This is a genomic window from Corynebacterium lizhenjunii (assembly GCF_011038655.2).
In the GTDB taxonomy this organism is placed as follows: Bacteria; Actinomycetota; Actinomycetes; order Mycobacteriales; family Mycobacteriaceae; genus Corynebacterium; species Corynebacterium lizhenjunii.
In genome coordinates, this window is record NZ_CP064954.1 from 1,745,172 (window position 1) to 1,764,502 (window position 19,331).

At 62.0% G+C, this 19,331-nt stretch carries 17 protein-coding genes; 9 read left to right on the forward strand and 8 right to left on the reverse strand.

The window, feature by feature from the left end:
- Positions 1–2 precede the first annotated feature (2 nt).
- The 8 genes from sucB (at position 3) to G7Y31_RS08245 (ending at position 11,224) form a co-directional block, all read left to right on the forward strand.
- Entirely contained in the window at positions 3–2,213 is a 2,211-nt protein-coding gene (gene sucB, locus G7Y31_RS08210) for a 2-oxoglutarate dehydrogenase, E2 component, dihydrolipoamide succinyltransferase (RefSeq protein ID WP_165010284.1), read from the forward strand.
- Between the two features lie 187 nt (positions 2,214–2,400).
- Positions 2,401–3,540 (forward strand): MFS transporter, encoded by a 1,140-nt coding sequence (locus G7Y31_RS08215; protein WP_165010286.1) that lies wholly within the window; start codon positions 2,401–2,403, stop codon positions 3,538–3,540.
- Positions 3,541–3,610: 70 nt separating this feature from the next.
- On the forward strand, positions 3,611–6,490 hold the full coding sequence (gcvP, locus tag G7Y31_RS08220) for an aminomethyl-transferring glycine dehydrogenase (protein ID WP_165010287.1): 2,880 nt from the start codon (positions 3,611–3,613) through the stop codon (positions 6,488–6,490).
- A gap of 71 nt (positions 6,491–6,561) precedes the next feature.
- A complete protein-coding gene (gcvT, locus tag G7Y31_RS08225; RefSeq protein WP_165010289.1) occupies positions 6,562–7,674 on the forward strand; it encodes a glycine cleavage system aminomethyltransferase GcvT in 1,113 nt (370 codons plus the stop codon).
- 89 nt (positions 7,675–7,763) lie between these two features.
- The gene (gene gcvH / locus G7Y31_RS08230) at positions 7,764–8,153 is read left to right on the forward strand and encodes a glycine cleavage system protein GcvH (RefSeq protein ID WP_165010291.1); all 390 of its coding nucleotides are present in this window, start codon (positions 7,764–7,766) and stop codon (positions 8,151–8,153) included.
- Positions 8,154–8,334: 181 nt separating this feature from the next.
- Positions 8,335–9,141 (forward strand): lipoyl(octanoyl) transferase LipB, encoded by an 807-nt coding sequence (lipB, locus tag G7Y31_RS08235; protein ID WP_165010293.1) that lies wholly within the window; start codon positions 8,335–8,337, stop codon positions 9,139–9,141.
- Between the two features lie 107 nt (positions 9,142–9,248).
- Entirely contained in the window at positions 9,249–10,331 is a 1,083-nt protein-coding gene (lipA, locus tag G7Y31_RS08240) for a lipoyl synthase (RefSeq protein WP_196823548.1), read from the forward strand.
- Positions 10,332–10,438: 107 nt separating this feature from the next.
- Complete coding sequence (locus G7Y31_RS08245) at positions 10,439–11,224, forward strand: DUF4191 domain-containing protein (RefSeq protein WP_165010295.1); 786 nt, start codon at positions 10,439–10,441, stop codon at positions 11,222–11,224.
- 289 nt (positions 11,225–11,513) lie between these two features.
- Here the strand turns inward: G7Y31_RS08245 and G7Y31_RS08250 are convergent, their stop codons facing one another.
- Positions 11,514–12,740, reverse strand: coding sequence for an HNH endonuclease signature motif containing protein (locus G7Y31_RS08250; RefSeq protein WP_165010297.1), 1,227 nt, complete (start codon positions 12,738–12,740; stop codon positions 11,514–11,516).
- Positions 12,741–13,240: 500 nt separating this feature from the next.
- The gene (locus G7Y31_RS08255; protein ID WP_165010299.1) at positions 13,241–13,711 is read right to left on the reverse strand and encodes an RDD family protein; all 471 of its coding nucleotides are present in this window, start codon (positions 13,709–13,711) and stop codon (positions 13,241–13,243) included.
- A gap of 183 nt (positions 13,712–13,894) precedes the next feature.
- Here G7Y31_RS08255 and glnA point away from each other — a divergent pair, with 183 nt between their 5' ends.
- Entirely contained in the window at positions 13,895–15,328 is a 1,434-nt protein-coding gene (gene glnA / locus G7Y31_RS08260; protein WP_165010301.1) for a type I glutamate--ammonia ligase, read from the forward strand.
- Between the two features lie 212 nt (positions 15,329–15,540).
- Here the strand turns inward: glnA and G7Y31_RS08265 are convergent, their stop codons facing one another.
- Genes G7Y31_RS08265 through G7Y31_RS08290 form a run of 6 tightly spaced genes read right to left on the reverse strand, consistent with a single transcriptional unit; the run spans position 15,541 to position 19,330 of the window.
- Positions 15,541–16,467, reverse strand: a complete 927-nt coding sequence (locus G7Y31_RS08265) for a 2-dehydropantoate 2-reductase (protein ID WP_165010303.1) — start codon at positions 16,465–16,467, stop codon at positions 15,541–15,543.
- A 9-nt stretch (positions 16,468–16,476) separates the two neighbouring features.
- Positions 16,477–17,010, reverse strand: a complete 534-nt coding sequence (locus G7Y31_RS08270) for an NUDIX hydrolase (protein ID WP_165010305.1) — start codon at positions 17,008–17,010, stop codon at positions 16,477–16,479.
- Positions 17,011–17,012: 2 nt separating this feature from the next.
- A complete protein-coding gene (locus tag G7Y31_RS08275) occupies positions 17,013–17,165 on the reverse strand; it encodes a hypothetical protein (protein WP_165010307.1) in 153 nt (50 codons plus the stop codon).
- A gap of 3 nt (positions 17,166–17,168) precedes the next feature.
- Positions 17,169–18,614 carry a threonine synthase gene (gene thrC / locus G7Y31_RS08280; RefSeq protein ID WP_165010309.1) on the reverse strand — a complete coding sequence of 482 codons (1,446 nt, stop codon included), beginning with the start codon at positions 18,612–18,614 and terminating at the stop codon, positions 17,169–17,171.
- 28 nt (positions 18,615–18,642) lie between these two features.
- On the reverse strand, positions 18,643–19,059 hold the full coding sequence (locus G7Y31_RS08285) for a hypothetical protein (RefSeq protein ID WP_165010311.1): 417 nt from the start codon (positions 19,057–19,059) through the stop codon (positions 18,643–18,645).
- Positions 19,052–19,330 (reverse strand): hypothetical protein, encoded by a 279-nt coding sequence (locus tag G7Y31_RS08290; RefSeq protein ID WP_165010313.1) that lies wholly within the window; start codon positions 19,328–19,330, stop codon positions 19,052–19,054. Before G7Y31_RS08290 ends, G7Y31_RS08285 begins: the two co-directional genes overlap by 8 nt.
- Between the last annotated feature and the right edge of the window lies 1 nt (position 19,331).

Genomic DNA, 19,331 nt, shown 5'->3' on the forward strand with positions numbered 1-19,331 from the left:
TCATGGCGCAATCCGTTGTGATGCCCGAACTGGGCGAATCCGTAACCGAAGGCACTATCACCCAGTGGCTGAAGTCCGTGGGAGATACCGTCGAGGTCGACGAACCCTTGCTGGAGGTCTCCACGGATAAGGTGGATACGGAAATCCCCTCCCCGGTGGCAGGCACCATCCTAGAGATCAAGGCTGATGAGGACGACACCATTGATGTCGGCGCGGTCATCGCCATCATTGGGGATGCTGACGAGTCAGCAGATTCCAGCTCCGAGTCCGAGGCTAAGTCTGAGTCCACGGACGAGGAAGACTCTGCGGAGTCCGCAGAGTCTGAGGGGAGCAAGGACGACTCCTCTGCATCCAAGGAGGAAGAGGAGAAATCTGCACCGGCTTCCGCCGGTTCCGGGTCCGGCACCGAAGTCGCTATGCCGGAGCTCGGCGAGTCCGTCACCGAAGGCACCATCACCCAGTGGCTAAAGTCCGTAGGCGACACCGTCGAGGTCGACGAACCTCTGCTGGAAGTCTCCACCGACAAGGTTGATACCGAAATCCCCTCCCCGGTGGCAGGCACCATCCTAGAAATCAAGGCCGAAGAAGACGAGACCATCGACGTCGGCGCAGTCATCGCAATTATCGGCGACGCTTCCGCCGCCAGCTCCTCCTCCAACAACATCGACGACTCCTCCGCATCCAAGGCAGAGAAGAACGAGAAGAAGGACTCCGCAGAAGCCAAGGAATCCGAAGACGCCAAGCACAGCAAGGACGACTCCTCTGCATCCAAGAACGAAGAGGAGAAGTCTGCACCGGATTCCGCCGGTTCCGGGTCCGGCACCGAAGTCGCTATGCCGGAGCTCGGCGAGTCCGTCACCGAAGGCACCATCACCCAGTGGCTAAAGTCCGTAGGCGACACCGTCGAGGTCGACGAACCTCTGCTGGAAGTCTCCACCGACAAGGTTGATACCGAAATCCCCTCCCCGGTGGCAGGCACCATCCTAGAAATCAAGGCCGAAGAAGACGAGACCATCGACGTCGGAGCAGTCATCGCAATTATCGGCGACGCTTCCGCCGCCAGCTCCTCCTCCAACAACAACGACGACTCCTCCGCATCCAAGGAAGAGAAGAACGAGGAAGATTCTGCGGATTCCGCAGCGTCTGAGAGCAAGGACGACTCCAAGGAAGAGGAGAAGCCAGCAGAAAAGACCGAGCAGAAGGCAAAGACGCAGGAATCCTCTGCCGCCACTGACTCCCCCGCTTCCACTGGCTCGACTAAGGTCAACAACGGCGACAATGTTCCCTACGTGACCCCGCTGGTGCGCAAGCTGGCAGAGAAGCACGGCGTGGACCTCAACGCCGTCTCCGGTACCGGTGTTGGTGGGCGTATCCGTAAGCAGGATGTTCTCGCCGCCGCTGGTGAGGGCGAGGCTCCCGCTGCAGCTGCTTCCAGCAAGGAAGACCCGCGTGCGCGCTGGTCCACCAAGTCCGTGGACCCGGAAAAGCAGGAGCTCATCGGCACCACCCAGAAGGTCAACCGCATCCGCGAGATCACGGCTACCAAGATGGTGGAGGCTCTGCAGATTTCTGCACAACTCACCCACGTCCAGGAAGTCGATATGACCGCTATCTGGGATCTGCGCAAGCAGTCCAAGCAGGCGTTCATCGACAAGTACGGTGCCAACCTGTCCTTCCTGCCGTTTATCGTGAAGGCAACGGCTGAGGCCCTGGTCTCCCACCCGAACGTTAACGCCTCCTACAACCCAGAGACGAAGGAGATGACCTACCACGCGGACGTCAACATCGCTATTGCGGTGGACACCCCGCGCGGACTGCTGACCCCGGTCATCCACAAGGCCCAGGATCTGAGCCTGCCAGAAATTGCTCAACAGATTGCGGAGCTCGCAGACAAGGCCCGCAATAACAAGCTCAAGCCGAATGACCTCACCGGTGCCACCTTCACTGTCACCAACATCGGCTCCGAGGGCGCGCTGCTGGATACCCCGATTCTGGTACCGCCACAGGCTGGCATTCTGGGCACCGCTGCTATTACCAAGCGCGCGGTTGTGGTCACCGAAGACGGCCAGGACGCCATTGCCATCCGCCAGATGTGCTACCTGCCGTTTACCTACGACCACCAGGTGGTCGATGGCGCCGACGCCGGCCGCTTCATCACCACCATCAAGGACCGCCTGGAGACTGCGGACTTCGCCGCAGACCTGGACATCTAAGTCCGCCTAGCTGCACAGAACTAGCCTGAGCCGCTAGATTGCGCCCCGTCCCCACCCGGACGGGGCGCTTTGCTGTACCTGATGCTGCACGGCCACGGCAGGAGGCATCGGCAAGATTGCAAAGAATTGTGAAACTTGCAGCACCATTTTGCCACGATTTGTGACTGCCAACACTAGACTGTTGTGCATGCTGACACAGGAATGGTTCAAAGTCGCGTTGGGAATGTACTTGGTGGCTTTTGGCGCGAACCTCTTTGCCCCGATGGTCCTGACGTACCAGATTCATGCGGGGTTGGGTGAACTGTCCACAACGTTCCTCTTCGGAGTCTATGCGGTGGGACTCATCGTCGCATTGTTCATTGGCGGGCCGGCATCCGACGCGCGCGGGAGACGCGCCATCATCCGGCCAGCGTTGTTGTGCACGGCGGCAGGCTCTGTCATCTTGTTGGCCGGATACGCGGGTAACCTCGCCGCGCTGTTAATTGGGCGGCTGACCATTGGCGTGGCCGTGGGGCTGGCGATGTCTGCGGGCGCGGCCTGGATGAAGGAGCTTAGCCCCACCGTGGGCATCGGCGCGCGGCGCTCCTCGCTGGCACTGACCCTCGGCTTTGCCACCGCGCCGCTGTTTTCTGGCCTGATGGCGCAGTTCTTACCGGGTCCCACGCTCGCCCCGTATGCGGCGCACCTGGCACTGGCGCTGGTTATTATTCCCCTGACATGGAACGCTCCGGCACGCCCGCCACAGGGTGGCCAACGTGCGTGGTTCCCGCGCAGCCTGCTCACCGCCCGCTTTCTACCCGTGGCCTGTTACGCCCCCTGGGTATTTGGCGCAGCCTCAACCTCTTTCGCCTTTTTGCCGGGTATGGTGCGGCAACACACCTCAGCCCCCATTGCGGTAGCCGGCTGCATAGCACTGCTCACCATGGGCACGGGCGCCGTGGTGCAGCGCTGGGCGCTGAACTGGTCTGCAGCGTTCGGCATGGTGGCCGGGGCGGTAGGCATGGGCATAGGGCTGATCATTGTCCTCAACCGGGAACACGCGTGGTCTATCTACCTGCTGCCGCTGAGCGCAATTGTGCTTGGCGTGTGCTACGGAACCAACATGGTCATTGGCTTGGCGCAAACTCAGGCATTAGCGCCGCCACATGAGCTGGGGGCGGCAACGGGGGTGTTCTACACGCTGACTTATTTGGGCTTCTTTGCCCCTTTTATTCTCAGTGCGGCCGGCCCGATTGTTGGGTATTCCACCACCTTTGTCGTGGGTATCGTAGCGGCGCTGTTGACAATGCTTTTCGCTGCATATTCTCAAAGGGGTAACGGGGCCTAAGAATTGGATCTATCGCCATATAATCAAAGGCGGTTAAGGCCACATACATCCCCCAAAGGAGTTTACGTTCATGGAATTCATCTCCCGTCACCTCGGGCCAGATGCTCCTGAGCAAGCCACTATGCTTGCCCAGGTTGGCTATGACAGCGTCGAAGCCCTGGTAGACGCCGCCATCCCTTCCTCAATCCGCGCCACAACAACACCGCAGTTGCCGCCGGCGCGCAGCGAAACGGAAGCGCAGGAGCGGCTGCGGGAACTCGCCTCGAAAAACACTGTGCTCAAGTCCTTCTACGGTCAGGGCTACTCGGACACCATTACCCCGCCAGTAATCCGTCGTGGACTGCTAGAAGACGCTGGCTGGTACACCGCCTACACCCCCTACCAGCCAGAGATTTCCCAGGGTCGCCTGGAGGCTTTGCTGAACTTCCAGACCTTGATCGAAGAGCTCACTGGCCTGCCTATTGCCAACGCGTCCCTGTTGGACGAGGCCTCTGCTGTGGCTGAGGCCGTGGGTCTGATGTCGCGTGCGGTGAAGAAGGGGCGCCGGGTAGTCCTGGACTCCCGACTGCACCCGCAGGTGCTGACGGTGGCTGCAGAGCGCGCCCGCGCCATCGAGCTGGAGGTTGATATTGCAGATTTGCGCGATGGCCTCGTAGGCGAGGACATCGTGGGCGTGGTTGCCGCCTACACCGGTACCACTGGCGATATTCTGGATCCCCGTACCCTAATCGAGGAGGTCCACACCCGTGGCGCCTTGGTAACGGTTGCGGCGGACCCGCTGTCCTTACTCCTGTTGGAGGGCCCGGGCCACCTGGGGGCCGATATTGTGGTTGGTTCCACCCAGCGCTTTGGCGTGCCGCTGTTCTTCGGTGGCCCGCACGCGGCCTACATGGCGGTGGCGGATAAGCTCAAGCGCCAGATGCCTGGCCGTTTGGTGGGCGTGTCTGTTGATGCCACCGGTGCCCCCGCCTACCGCCTGGCCCTGCAGACCCGCGAGCAGCATATTCGCCGCGAGCGCGCGACGTCTAACATTTGTACCGCCCAGGCGCTGCTGGCAAATGTTGCCTCCATGTACGCGGTCTACCACGGTCCGGCGGGCCTGAAGCGTATTGCGCAGCGCATCCATGCCCACGCGGTGGCTTTCGCCGAGGCCGTGCAGGCCGCTGGCAACACCGTCGTGTCTGCAGAGTTCTTTGACACCGTCACTGTCTCCGGGGTAGACGCTGCCGCGATCAAGGCCGAACTGCAATCCCGCGGCTACCTGGTGCGCGCCATTGGCACCGATCAGATTTCGGTGTCCTTCGGTGAGTCCGCTACGGCACAGGATGTAGCAGTCCTTGCCGCCGCCTTTGGCGCCCAGCCTGCCGATGTCCCGTCCGCTGACGCCGACTCCGCCGATGCCGCCGATGGCCAGTCTGCCGATACCCGCCTGCCGCAGGCCCTGCTGCGCACCACCCCGGCGCTGAGCCACCACATCTTCAATTCCATCCACTCTGAGACTCAGATGCTGCGCTACCTGCGCGAGCTCTCTGACAAGGATCTGGCTCTAGACCGCACGATGATCCCCCTGGGTTCGTGCACCATGAAGCTCAACCCAACTGCAGCCATGGAGCCTATCTCCTGGCCGGAGTTTGCCGGAATCCACCCCTACGCCCCGCAGGAAACCACTGCGGGTTGGCGGGAGTTGATTGAGGAGCTGGAAGAGTGGCTGGCCCAGATCACCGGCTACGCCAAGGTCTCCATCCAGCCCAACGCGGGTTCCCAGGGCGAGCTGGCCGGCCTGCTGGCCATCCGCCGCTACCACCTGGCCAACGGTGATCATGGGCGCGATGTGGTGCTGATTCCGGCATCGGCGCATGGCACCAACGCGGCATCGGCCACGCTAGCCAACCTGCGGGTAGTGGTAGTCAAGACCGCTACGGACGGTTCCATCGACTTGAGCGACCTGGATGCCAAGATTGAGCAGCACGCAGCACACCTGGCGGGCATCATGATCACCTACCCGTCTACTCACGGCGTGTTTGACCCGGAGGTGCGCGAGGTCTGCGAGAAGGTGCACGCTGCGGGCGGGCAGGTCTACATCGACGGCGCCAACATGAACGCCTTGTCCGGGTGGGCTCAGCCCGGCGAGTTCGGCGGCGATGTCAGCCACCTGAACTTGCACAAGACCTTCACCATTCCACATGGTGGCGGCGGACCCGGCGTTGGCCCGGTAGCCGTGGCCGAGCACTTGGTGCCGTTCTTGCCCACCAATGCCAATGACCCAGACCTGGACCCGGCCGTAGCCACCGCCATCAGCACCGGAGTGCCGATTACCGCCACCGAGTACGGCTCTGCTGGCGTTCTGCCAATTTCCTGGGCTTACCTGGCCATGGTGGGCGCCGATGGTCTGGCTGCGGCCACCGCACACGCCATCTTGGGCGCCAACTACCTGGCATCGCGCCTGGGCGAGGCCTTCTCCATCCTCTACACCGGCAATGCCGGCCTGGTCGCGCACGAGTGCATCCTAGATTTGCGTGAGCTTACTGATGCCTCCGGCGTCACGGCCACCGATGTGGCCAAGCGCCTCATCGACTATGGCTTCCACGCCCCCACCTTGGCTTTCCCCGTTGCGGGCACCTTGATGGTGGAGCCCACCGAGTCCGAGGACTTGGCAGAGCTGGATCGCTTTGTGGAGGCCATGCTCTCCATCCGGGCAGAAATCCAGGAGATCATCGATGGCAAGGTGGACTACGACAAGTCGGTTATCCACCACGCACCGTTTACCGCCGCTGCGGTCACCAGCGACGATTGGGACTATGAGTTCACCCGTCAGCAGGCCGCCTACCCTGTGGACTCCCTGCGTCGGGCCAAGTACTTCCCGCCAGTGCGCCGTCTGGATGAGGCCTATGGTGACCGTAACTTGGTCTGCTCCTGCCCGCCGCCGGAAGCATTCGACACCACTAACTAAGCCACCCGAGGGCTCAACAGCCCCGGGGCTCCCAGCCCTCCGGGAGCACCAACATTGACGAGGAGAATCACATGACTGAACTACTCAACTCCCCGCTGCACGCGGAGCATGAGAAACTCGGCGCTAGCTTCACCGCCTTCGGGCCGTGGAACATGCCGCTGAAGTACGCCAACGAACTCGAAGAGCACCGCGCAGTGCGCGAATCCGTGGGCCTTTTTGACCTGTCTCACATGGGTGAGATCTGGGTCAATGGCGCTGACGCTGCGGCGTTTTTGTCCTACAGCTTCATCTCTGACATCACCAATGTGGCCATTGGCAAGGCTAAGTACTCGATGATCACCGCTGAAGATGGCGGCATTATCGATGACCTGATCACCTATCGCCTGGGGGAAACCAAGTTCCTGGTGGTACCCAACGCCGGTAATGCAGACACGGTGTGGGAGGAGCTGAATAAGCGCGCAGAGGGCTTTGACGTTGACCTCAACAACGAGTCGCGCGATGTAGCCATGATTGCCGTCCAGGGCCCCAAGGCCGCCGAAGTACTGGTGCCGCTGGTAGAAGACAGCAAGCAAGAAGCCGTGTTTGGCCTGGACTACTACGCGGCAACCACGGGCAAAGTGGCGCGCAAGTACGCCTTCATTTGCCGCACCGGCTACACCGGGGAGGATGGCTTCGAGCTCATCGTCTACAACTCCGACGCCCCGGAGCTGTGGAACGAGCTGCTCAAGGCAGGCGAGGAGTACGGCATCAAGCCCTGTGGCCTGGCTGCGCGTGACTCTTTGCGCCTGGAGGCTGGCATGCCGCTCTACGGCAACGAGCTCACCCGGGACATCACCCCTGTGGAGGCCGGCATGGCTCGCGCCTTCGCCAAGAAGGAAGCCGACTTTGTGGGCGCCGAGGTCATGCGTGAGCGCGCAGCTGCCGGCCCGCAAATCCAAATCACCGGCCTGACCTCTTCCCAGCGCCGCGCTGCCCGCGCCGGTTCTGAGGTCTACGTGGGCGAGACCAAGGTGGGCACCGTGACCTCCGGTCAGCCCTCCCCCACCCTGGGCCACCCGGTGGCTATTGCCTTGATTGACACCTCAGCCAACCTCCAGCCAGGTGACGCCGTCGAGGTGGACATTCGCGGCAAGCGCTACCCCTTTGAGGTAGCTGCCCTCCCGTTCTACAAGCGGGCACGCTAAAATTCTGCGCAGGACTTTCCGCGCAAGATTGTCCCGCGGGATTTACCCGCAGGACTTTCCCACAGAACTCTCAATCTGAAAGGACCCCCATGACCACCCTGCCTTCCAACTTCTCCTACTCCGAGGACCACGAGTGGATCGCTGCCCCGGCTGCAGAGGTAGCTGGCCAGACCCTTCGCGTGGGCATCACTTCCGTGGCTGCTGACCGCCTGGGCGAGGTCGTCTTCGCCGAGCTGCCCGCCGTTGGTGACACCGTCACCGCTGGTGAAACCTGCGGCGAGATCGAGTCCACCAAGTCCGTCTCCGACCTGTACTCCCCGGTCACCGGCACCGTCACCGCTGTCAACGAAGCGGTCCATGATGACTACGCCGTGGTCAATAATGACCCCTTCGGCGAAGGCTGGCTCTTCGAGGTCGAGGTCACCGAAGCCGGTGAGCTGATGACCGCCGAGGAATACGCTTCCGCCAACGGCGTCTAAGCTCACAGGCCCTGCACAAGGCACGCGGCACCCCAACGGAGCCGCACCTGGCACGCGGCACCCCCAACGGAGCCGCACCTGGCACGCGGCACCCCCAACGGAGCCGCACCTGGCACGCGGCTCCCCCAACGGGAGCTGCGTGCCTTTGGCTTTGCGCCGGAGTGGGGTAGAACTAACAACTATGACCGCACCCCGCGACCCCTTCTTTCCCGCAGACCGCTCCATCCGTGCCGACTCCACCACAACCCTCGACATACGCAACCTGGGCCGCATGGACTACCAAGCCGCTTGGGACCTCCAGGCCGAACTCGCCGCTGCCCGTGCAGCAGGCGACATTGGCGATACCATCTTGGTAGTCGAGCACCCCAACATCTACACCGCCGGCAAACGCACCCAGCCAGAAGACATGCCGACCAATGGGCTTCCCGTCATCACAGTGGACCGCGGAGGGCGAATCACCTGGCACGGCGAAGGCCAACTGGTGGTCTACCCCATCATCCGCCTCGCAGAGCCCGTTGATGTCGTCGACTACGTCCGCCGCCTCGAAGAGGCAACCATCCATACCGTGCGCCAACTGGGCGTAAGCACTGCCGGGCGCATAGACGGACGCTCCGGGGTGTGGGTGCCCTCCACCACCACCGCAGCAGACCCCAGCGCTCCCACCCGTGACCGCAAGATCGCCGCACTAGGAATCCGCATCACCCGCGGGGTCACCATGCACGGCCTGGCGCTGAACTGCACCAACACCCTAGAGTATTACGACCACATTGTGGCCTGCGGAATTGATGATGCCGACGTCACCACGTTAAGCCTCGAACTCGGCCGGCCCATTAGCATCGAAGAGGCCACCGCCCCACTACTGGCAGCCCTGGAGGAAACCCTATCGGGGCGCATGACCGTTGCAGACCATACTTTCGGCTCCGCACCCGACCCCACCAAGCTCACCAATCAGAAACGCCGACAAGCACGGGCACAAGGGCAAGGGTGAGGGCGAGGAGCGGCGGCATCGGCAAGCTAAGGGAATAGCCGAAGCACAGCCACGGTTGTAGGCAACAGAGTTTAAACAACCACCACCAACAACGTAGGGTAGACGACGTGACTGATAAGCATGAAGGACGCAGGCTGCTTCGGATCGAGGCCAAAAACTCCGAGGTGCCCATCGAGCAAAAGCCCCGGTGGATCCGCAACCAGGTGCGCACCGGCCCCGGCTACGAAGACATCAAGAAGAAGGTACAAGGCGCCTCGCTGCACACCGTGTGCCAGGAAGCCGGCTGCCCCAACATCCACGAATGCTGGGAATCACGCGAAGCCACCTTCCTCATCGGCGGCGACCAATGCACCCGCCGCTGCGACTTCTGCGACATCAAAACGGGCAAGCCCGGCGCCCTCGACCGCGGGGAACCACAACGCGTGGCCGAAGAAGTCCGCAGCATGGAGCTAAACTACTCCACTATCACTGGTGTCACCCGCGATGACCTTCCCGATGAAGGCGCTTGGCTCTACGCCGAAGTTGTGCGCAAGATTCACGAACTCAACCCCACCACCGGCGTAGAAAACCTCACCCCAGACTTCTCCGGCAAGCCCGACTTGCTGCAAGAGGTCTTCGAAGCCCGGCCGGAGGTCTTTGCCCACAACCTGGAGACGGTACCGCGCATTTTCAAGCGCATCCGCCCTGCGTTTCGCTACGAGCGTTCCCTGGACGTCATTCGCCAGGCCCACGACTTCGGCCTGATTACCAAGTCCAACCTAATCCTGGGCATGGGCGAGACAAAGGAAGAAATCGAAGAGGCGCTGCGCGACCTGCGCTCCGCCGGATGCGACATCATCACCATCACCCAGTACCTGCGCCCTGGGCCGCGGTTCCACCCCATCGAGCGGTGGGTACGCCCAGAAGAGTTTGTCGAACACTCCAACCTAGCCAAGGAACTCGGCTTCGGCGGAGTTATGTCTGGCCCGCTCGTGCGCTCTTCATACCGTGCTGGCCGCCTCTACGTCCAGGCGATGGAAGCTCGCGGCTTCGACCTGCCAGAAAACCTCAAACACCTGGCAGAGACCTCCGAGGGCGCCACTGCCCAGGAAGCCTCCACGCTGCTGCAAAAGTACGGTCCGTCCGAAGAAACGCCCGTCACCACGCGCATGGTCAAAGCACCCGCCGCGGTGGGCTCCACTATCCGCTAGCGAGCACCCGGGCTCTCTAGCACGGACCGAGCTCGCTAAACCGGGGTCTCGCGCGCACGCGAGACCCCCTTTTTCGTTTTCCCACCTTTGCCTTTAAAGTAGGAGCCATGGCACAAGCTGACGATAAAGCAGCCCTCAAAGCTGCGAAAAAGCAAGAACGCGCGGCAAAGCGCGCACAGCGCAAACAGACTCGCTCGCAGATGTGGCAAGTCTTCCAGATGCAGCGCAAGCAGGACAAAGCACTGGTGCCAATCATGCTGTTGGCCATCCTTGGCGTTGGCCTTGCCTTCTTCCTTCTTGGTTTGCTGTTTAACGGCCAGTGGTTCATGCTCATTGTCGGCCTTGGCTTCGGCTTTGTGCTGGCGATGTGGCTCTTTACCCGCCGCGTCGAACGAGACATGTACAAAAAGGTCGAAGACCAACCAGGCGTGGCAGGCTGGGCGCTCGAACAGCAGCTGCGCAACACAATGGGCATAGTGTGGTCTGTCAAGCCAGGCATCGCCGCCACCCGCCAACAGGACCTGGTCCACCGCGTAATTGGCAATGCCGGCGTCGTACTCGTGGCTGAAGGCAACCGCAAGCGCTTGGCGCCGACGATTGGGCAGTTGAAGAAGCGCATCGATAAATTGGCCGCCGGTGTGCCCGTCTACGAGGTCTACGTTGGCGACGGCGAAGACGAAGTGCCCGTGGCAAAGCTGCGCACCCACGTGATGAAGCTGCCGCGCAACTTCAACAAAGAGGAGACCTACGCGAACATCCGCAAGATTGAGGCCATGGACTCCATGCCTGGCATCATGCCCGGCATGCCCAAAGGTCCCGTGCCGCACCAGGCGCAAAACATGGCCGGCATGAACCGCCGCATGCGCCGTGCCGCTGAACGCAAGGGCCGCTAGTCTGTTTAAGGCGGTCACCCCTTGAAACCGCTCGCTCCTTAAGACCGCCGGGGTTATGTGGGTTTCTGGCTCTTGGCGGGCTCAGGCTACCGTGGCGGCACCGCTCCCACCCCACCCGCAGTTCCCCACTTTTGGGACTGCGGTTTTCTTGTGCTTCTTGCGCGTCAGCGGCCGCGGCCGCGCTTGTAGCCCCTCCGGCGGTCCATTTCTGGTTGCCGTGGGGCTGTTGCGCTTCCTGGGCGCGGTTGAGCAGCGGCGCGTGTGGCTGCTCGCTGTGTGCGGGGGCGGGTTAGTTGGTGGGGCTGGTGGGTACCGGTGGCCCGCCACCGGGGCCTTGCCAAGCCACCCGGCCTTTAACGCGCACCATCCGCCCGCGACTTTGCGGGATCCCACCGGGAGGACTGTCCTCATTGACTCCATTGTGGTACTCGCACAACACCGCCAAATTCCTGATGTTCGTCTGCCCACCAGCAACCCACGGGGTCAGGTGGTGAATCTGGCACTTATCAAACGCGACATTACAGTGCAGCCAATTACACCCCGGACCCTCAGCGGCTAACAAGGCACGCTGCTTATCAGAAGCAAAGCGCTCAAAGCGGTACAAGTCCAACGGACCATGCTCGCGGCTGACAAGGGCTATCATCCCACGGTCGAGAAAGACCCGCTGAAGCAGCTCTGCGCCACTCATGCGCACCCCGTTGGTCGCGCGCACGATAACATCAGCATCCGAAGGATTACCCTCCGCCACATAACCACCCGTGCCAGTATCAGAGCCGACATCAGCGCCGGGGAAGGCGTCAACACCGGCCGCATCTGTGGCGTTTGCATGGACGCTTCTAACAGCGCCAAGAGCGCCGGTGCTTTCGCTGGTGGCGCCAGCGCCTTCGTTGGCGGCGGTGCAGGCTGCGGCCTGGGCGCGCCCGTGCAAGGCGGCGAAGTCATCGAGTTGGACTACGACCTGGGCGTGGTAGTGGGTCTGGGACAGCCCGCCTTTGCCGCGGGTTAGGTCGAGGAAGCTCTGGTCGGGGCTGTTTTGGTCGATACTGTTAAAAACCTCTGTAAACTCCACGTCCCTACCAGTGATAGTCAGTGTGGCGTTGCCGTTGGCGTGCCGGGTCAAGGTGGCTTTAGGCTGCGGTTGGGCGCGTGGTTTACGCCAGGTGGCTAAGCGTTTCTTGGCTACCTTGTCAATCTTGGCCGAAGGGGTTGCGCAGAGTTCTTCGCGTAGCAGCCAGCTGCGCTGTTCGCGCTTGGTGGTGCCGACTTTAGCAACGTAGTCTTCGATCAGCATCAGCTCGAACAGGCCGTGGCCTTGGGTGCGGGCTGCGGTAATCGAGCGCCTGCGTCGTCCGGTAAAACTGGTGCCGGTGTAGTAGACGCCGTAGAGGTGCTCGATGTGGCTTGCTGCCTGCGGGGAGGCGCCGCGGGCAGCAAGGTCCGCAGCGCTGCACCCTGCGGCTAGCGCGAGGTGGTCTATCGCGGTGCCGTGTGCGGCAAGGAAAGTATCGAGGTTCATGCCGCTTACGCTAAACGCGTGGTGTCAAGGCCCGCAAGGAGAGTTTTTCCTGCCTGTGGATAACTTAGCCTGGTTGCACACTAGAGTAGGCATTTCGTCACGGACCTGTGGATAACTCTCGCGCAGCAAGCCCAATAAATATAGAGCAAAATTCGTGACATAACGTCCCCATCAACGCTATTTCCCCGATACTGCGGTCCTTCACTGTCACTGCGTTGGCGGCGCAGCAGCGCTATCGCGGTGCCATCGCGGGGTGGTATTTGGGGCTGCGGGGCGTTGCAATGGTGCTGTGGGCGGTGGCGGATGCCGTGCGGCAGCGGGCTATACCGCGTGGTGGCAATTGGGGCTGCGGGGCATTGGCGGACTATGGTCGCAGAAGTGCGAGAAATGCCCTAGGTAAAAGATGCCGCAGGTGGAAAAGGCCGTAGATGAAACGGTCCGTGGGTGCAAAGGCCGTGGGTGAGTAAATGCTCAGGGTGAGGAGAGGGGGCATCGGCAAGCTAAGAATAAATAACCACAGTGCCGGTGCCGCGATCATGCATACCGCGGCCATCCATATCCACCATCGCAGCCGGGAAGATAAACGCCGTCAGCAGTGTGCGCGCCACAGCCCGCCACAGCCCCACACGCTCACCCGGGACATCCAGACGGGCCACCCCAATACCGCGCAGCGCCATGCCGGGAGTCCGCGCAAACAGCCACCCGCCGATAATGCCAATAAGCGCCCACACCACATACATCACCAAGGCAGGGCCACCGAAGACGTGCGTGACCTGGGTAATCAAGATTGCAATGGCATAAGCGAGCAGCCAGTCAATAGCCACAGCACCCGCCCGGCGCGACACCGGCGCCAAAGCCCCCGGCCCCCGCTCCGGCAGCCCCAGCTTTTCCCCAGGCCAACGGCCAGGAGCATCAAAGTCATTTTCCCCCGGAATAGTAGGTCCATCCAGCCAGGTCTTCTTATTAGCCATGGGCACTAATCTACGTGGCACAGGCAGCGAAGAGAAATAGATACGCGGGTGATTCACACCCCTCGTTGCGCCCATACTGGAAGGCTGCACTAGACTATAGCCCGTTAGGAATCCCTAGTCCGCCTAACCGAGCGCAGTTAAGGCGCCGGGCCCACAAGCCCGGAACAATGTGAGGAGACATACATGGCCTTCCAATCCATCACGGACATCGTGGCGTTTATCGAGAAAGAAGACGTAAAATTCGTCGACATCCGGTTTACCGATGTCCCCGGCGCTGAACACCACTTCAGCATCCCGGCCAGCGAGTTCACAGAAGAGACCGCCGCCGAAGGTCTAGCCTTCGACGGATCCTCCATCCGTGGCTTTACCACCATCGACGAGTCTGACATGACGCTGCTGCCGGACCCCGCCACCGCGCACATCGATCCCTTCCGGTCCGCGAAGACACTCAACATCAAGTTCTTCGTCCACGACCCGTTTACCCACGAGCCCTTTACCCGCGACCCGCGCAACATCGCCCGCAAAGCCGAAGAATACCTGGCATCCACCGGCATCGCAGACACTTGCAACTTTGGCGCCGAAGCCGAGTTCTACCTCTTCGACTCCGTACGTTATTCCACCGACGTGGAGCACGCCTTTTACGAAGTAGACAGCGACGAAGGCTGGTGGAACCGCGGACAAGATAGCAACTTCGATGGCTCCCCCAACACCGGGTTCAAAACCCGCATCAAGGGCGGCTACTTCCCCACCGCACCTGTGGACAAGCACGGCGAAGTCCGCGACGCCATGGTAGCCAACCTGCAGAAGGTCGGCTTCCAGGTTGAGCGCTTCCACCACGAAGTCGGCGGCGCACAAAACGAAATCAACTACCGCTTCAACTCCATGCTGCACGCGGCCGATGATATTCAGACCTTCAAGTACATCATCAAGAACACCGCCCTGCAGTTTGGGAAGTCCGCCACCTTCATGCCCAAGCCGCTAGCCGGCGACAACGGCTCCGGCATGCACGCCCACATGTCCCTGTGGAAAGACGGCGCCCCCTTGTTCTACGACGAAGCCGGCTACGGCGGGCTGTCCGACATCGCCCGCTACTACATTGGCGGCATCTTGCACCACGCGGGTGCTGTACTGGCCTTTACCAACCCCACACTGAACTCCTACCACCGCCTAGTCCCGGGCTTTGAAGCGCCCATCAACCTGGTTTACTCCCAGCGCAACCGCTCCGCGGCCATCCGCATCCCGATCACAGGTGCCAACGCGAAGGCAAAGCGCATCGAGTTCCGCGCCCCGGACCCCTCCGGCAACCCCTACTTCGGCTTCGCAGCCATGATGATGGCCGGCCTAGACGGCATCAAGAACCGCATTGAGCCGCATGCCCCGGTGGACAAGGACCTCTACGAACTGCCCCCGGCAGAAGCCGCGTCTATCCCGCAGGCCCCCACCACCCTCGAGGCCTCCCTGGAAGCCCTGCGTGGCGACACCGACTTCCTCACCGAAGGCGACGTGTTCACCGAGGACCTCATCGACACCTACATCCAGTACAAGTACGACAAGGAAATCACCCCGAACCGCATGCGGCCCACCCCGCAGGAGTTCGAGATGTACTACGACTGCTAAAGCACCAATTATTCTGGTCCGCCATGCGGAAACCCGGGCTCCGGCCCGGGTTTTCGCCTCTATGCGGGCTTAGTTGCTTCCGGGGTTCATCCGGCGTGGCCATGTGGAGCGCGACAGAGCTAAGTCTCGCGGAAAGGCCCGGCCTCTGCAGAAAAGGCGTAGTTGTGCGAAGCCCGGAACGGTGTGGCGGGTGCGCAAGGGCTGTGTGAGTGCTAAGCGCCGCGGGCGCGCAGCAACGCGTGGACCAGGTCCAAAGTGGGGGTGCCCACGGCAGACATGCGGCGGATAGCCCCAAGCTGGGCATCAAGCTCGTTGGGGAGGCCCGCGGCGATGTCGCGGTGCATGGAGCTGGTGGCCTCGGCATATTGGGTGTCACAAAACTCCAGCGTCGCGTCGACCACGTTTGCGGGCAGCGCCACACCGCGACTGTGAGCAGCAGCCTCTACCTCTGTCATCATCGTGCGCAGCGCGAATCGCAGCTGCGTGCGCAGATAGCCCATCGGCTGGTTCGCCAGCGCCCCCAGGGCACCAGCCACAGCCACGAACATGGCCTTTGACCACACATCAACCATGATGTCGCGCTCACTGCCGTAATTGTCGCACTCTACGCCACCAGCGCGTAGGGCCTGCGCCAACTGCTCAGCTGCCGCCAGCGTGTGAGGGCTAGGCTCAGTCCCAGGCAACGGGCCGAAGTTAAACGACAACGGCCCCGGATTAAGGCGAATCTCGGCCGGGCCCAGTCGGGTAAGGTAGGCCCGAATCACGCCAGCCAGCACGCGCTGCGCGCCTAGAAGCTCGGCCGCCGCATAATGTGTCTCCACTGAATTGTGTGTGATGACCACCGGGGTAGTGGAGGGCAACAAGTCCACATCGCCAAAGGGTGGATGTCCGGGAAGCGCTTTGGTCGCCACAATCGCCACGTCCACCCCACCTAAAAGGTCCACCAACGCGGGAGAGGAGGTGGTGGCGAGGGCGGCAACGGTGCGGGTGCCGGTGGCATCGGCAAGCTGTAGCCCCCTGGTATGCAGGGCCTCCAGGGTGGCGCCACGGGCGACGAAACCGACCTGATGTCCCGCTGATTGCAGCGCCCCGCCGTAGTAACCGCCCACGGCGCCTGCGCCCAAAATCACAATTTTCATACGCACATACTAACGCCTGCGCTTAGCAAACCCCACCCGTGGTTGAAATCCGGCGGGGTGTTTGAGCTGCGCGACGGCATCTGCAATCATCAGCCGATGCGCCGCGCCCACCGACTGCGGCAGCTGTGCCACGGAGAACCACGCAACTTCCGTGTTCTCAGAGTCGCCCAGGGTCGGGGTGGCGTCGGCAGGCACCGAGCACCGCAACGCGGTGTCCATAAAAATGCACTGGTCCCCGTTGGGGTACTCCACCGGCCCCATCTGCCCGACGCCCAGCAGCGCCTCCACGCGGGCTTCCAGCCCCACCTCCTCGCGTACCTCTCGAACGGCGGTGTGGCTGGGCTCTTCCCCCGGCTCGCAAATCCCGCAAATTGGCGCCCACGCACCCGTATCCGCGCGGCGGGCCAGCAGCACCGTGGGGACCTCAAAAATAGACGCGCCAGCGGGGACGTCGCGGACAATAATGGCGGTGGCGCCGGGCAGGAACAGCTGCGCGTGGCCAATGTGCTCACGCAGCGCCAGGATGTAGTCGGGGGTGGCCATGGCTAGTCCTGTTGGCCAGAATCTTCCGATGCCGCACCTTCCGATGCCACCTCTGCCGCCGCGTCCGTGTCCCGCTTGCGCTGCAAATCCTGGAAAAACTTCTCCGGGTCAAATTCGGTGAAGTACTCTGGGCCGGCGAATTGCTCCTGAGCCATGTGCTAGACCTCCGTGGTGTCGATGGAACGAGTGATGAAGTCCTTGACTGCCGCTACGTCATTGGGCAGGTCGGTAACGTGGCGCGGGGCGTCCATGATTCCCGCAAAGCGTTCTGGAATAGCCGGGGCTTCGCCTAGGGCTTCTGCGATGGTGTCTGCGAACTTCACTGGCAGGGCCGTTTCCAGGCACACGATTGGGGTGCGGACACCATCGGCAGCCTGGGCGTCACGTGCGGCCTTGATACCATCGGCGGTGTGCGGATCCACCAGGTAGCCGTAGCGTTGCTGGACATCCCGAATGGTCTCCAAGCGGTCGGCGTGCGTGGAGCGCGCCGAGGTGAAGCCAAATTCTTCACGCGCGCGGGCCAGGTCAGCTGCCTCAATCACAAAACCACCTTCCTTGACCTTCGCGCCAAAGAGATCCGCGGTACGCTCGGCGTCGCGGCCTACCAGGTCGAAGATGAAGCGCTCGAAGTTGGAAGCGCGCGAGATGTCCATGGACGGCGAGGACGTCGCCAGGGTCTGCTCCGCGGGGCGCGGGCGGTAGTTGCCGGTGCGGAAGAACTCATCCAGGACGTCATTCTCATTGGTTGCCACGATGAGTCGGTCGATCGGCACGCCCATCTGCCGGGCAATGTGGCCAGCGCAGATGTCGCCGAAGTTGCCCGTGGGCACAGAGAAAGAAACCTGCTGTTCATTGGACGTGGTCACCTTGAGCCAGCAATTGACGTAATAGATCACCTGGGCCATCAGGCGCGCCCAGTTGATGGAATTAACGGCGCCGATGCGGTAGCGGGACTTAAAGGCGGCATCGGCAGACACTGCCTTGACCACGTCCTGGCAATCATCAAACACACCATCCAGGGCGATGTTGAAGATGTTCGGATCGTCTAGACCAAACATTTGCGCCTGTTGGAAGGGGGTCATCCGCCCCGCGGGGGTGAGCATAAACACCCGCACCCCAGCGCGCCCGCGCATGGCGTATTCCGCAGAAGAGCCGGTATCTCCGGACGTTGCGCCCAAAATGTTGAGAGTTTCGCCGCGGCGGGCGAGTTCATATTCAAACAGCTCACCCAGCAGCTGCATAGCCATGTCCTTAAAGGCGGCGGTGGGACCTTCAGAGAGGTGCCCCACGTAGAGGCCATCGCCCAGTTCGGTTACCGGCACAATCTCTGGGGAGGCAAAGTTCTGGGTGTTATAAGCGCGGGCAGCGATGTCACGCAGGTCCTGGGCGGGGATGTCATCAACAAAAAGCGCCAGCACTTCCCCCGCCAGTGCAGCGTAGCCGTCTTGGTCCAAGATGGTGCGCCAGCGGCTCAACGTGGCCCCATCTACCTGGGGGTAGTGTTGCGGCAGGTAGAGCCCGCCATCGGGGGCGAGCCCGCCTAGAAGAATGTCCGTAAAGGTCGCGGGGGTGGCGTTTGGGGTGCGCGTTGAGATATATTCCACCCCACACACCTTAGTGCCCCGGATTCGTCTACGGCAATAAGTTTGGCTGCGCGTTGATGTCTACGAGCCCCAGCTGGTAGGCGCGATAAATGGCTGCAGCATCTTCTTGAGTCAGTAGTCCTTGCGCGATGGCCTCTTTGAGGACGGTGACTTCCGGCGGCTCGATGTCACTTTCTGGCGTGCCCTTTGGGATGTATTCCAGGGATAGGTGGTCTGCGTTGAGCCCTAGGGCTTCCAAGATGCGTCCCACATTAGCGTTGCCGTGGAGGTATTCCAGGGGGTCTTCTTCAGTGGTGTGGGCCATTTCCGCCACAGCTTGACCAACGGTGCGCGCGTTGACTGGTTGATGCCGGTCTGCCGTCAGCCACATGGCCACCGTGGATAACACCGCCAGCGCGGCCACTCCGGCTATCACTGAGATGAACTTGGCCCGCAGTTTATTCACGGTGGTTTCCCTTTGCTAGCAGGTCAACGACAGTGCGCAGCGCGCTCTCCCCTACCGGGCCCAGCTGCGGTTGGTTGTGGCTGGCCGGGGGCTGTTCCGGCTGCGTTTGCGTTGGTGTTGCGGTGGGGTTGGTGGCGGTAATTTCTAGGTGGTTATCGTGCAGGGTCACCGCGCTGTGCTTGCCGATACCCCCTGCCCGCGCCGCCGCCAGTAGCGCTTCCAGGTCTGCCACCGTGGCGTTGTTCAGGTCAAGGCGTAGGGACAAAGTCATG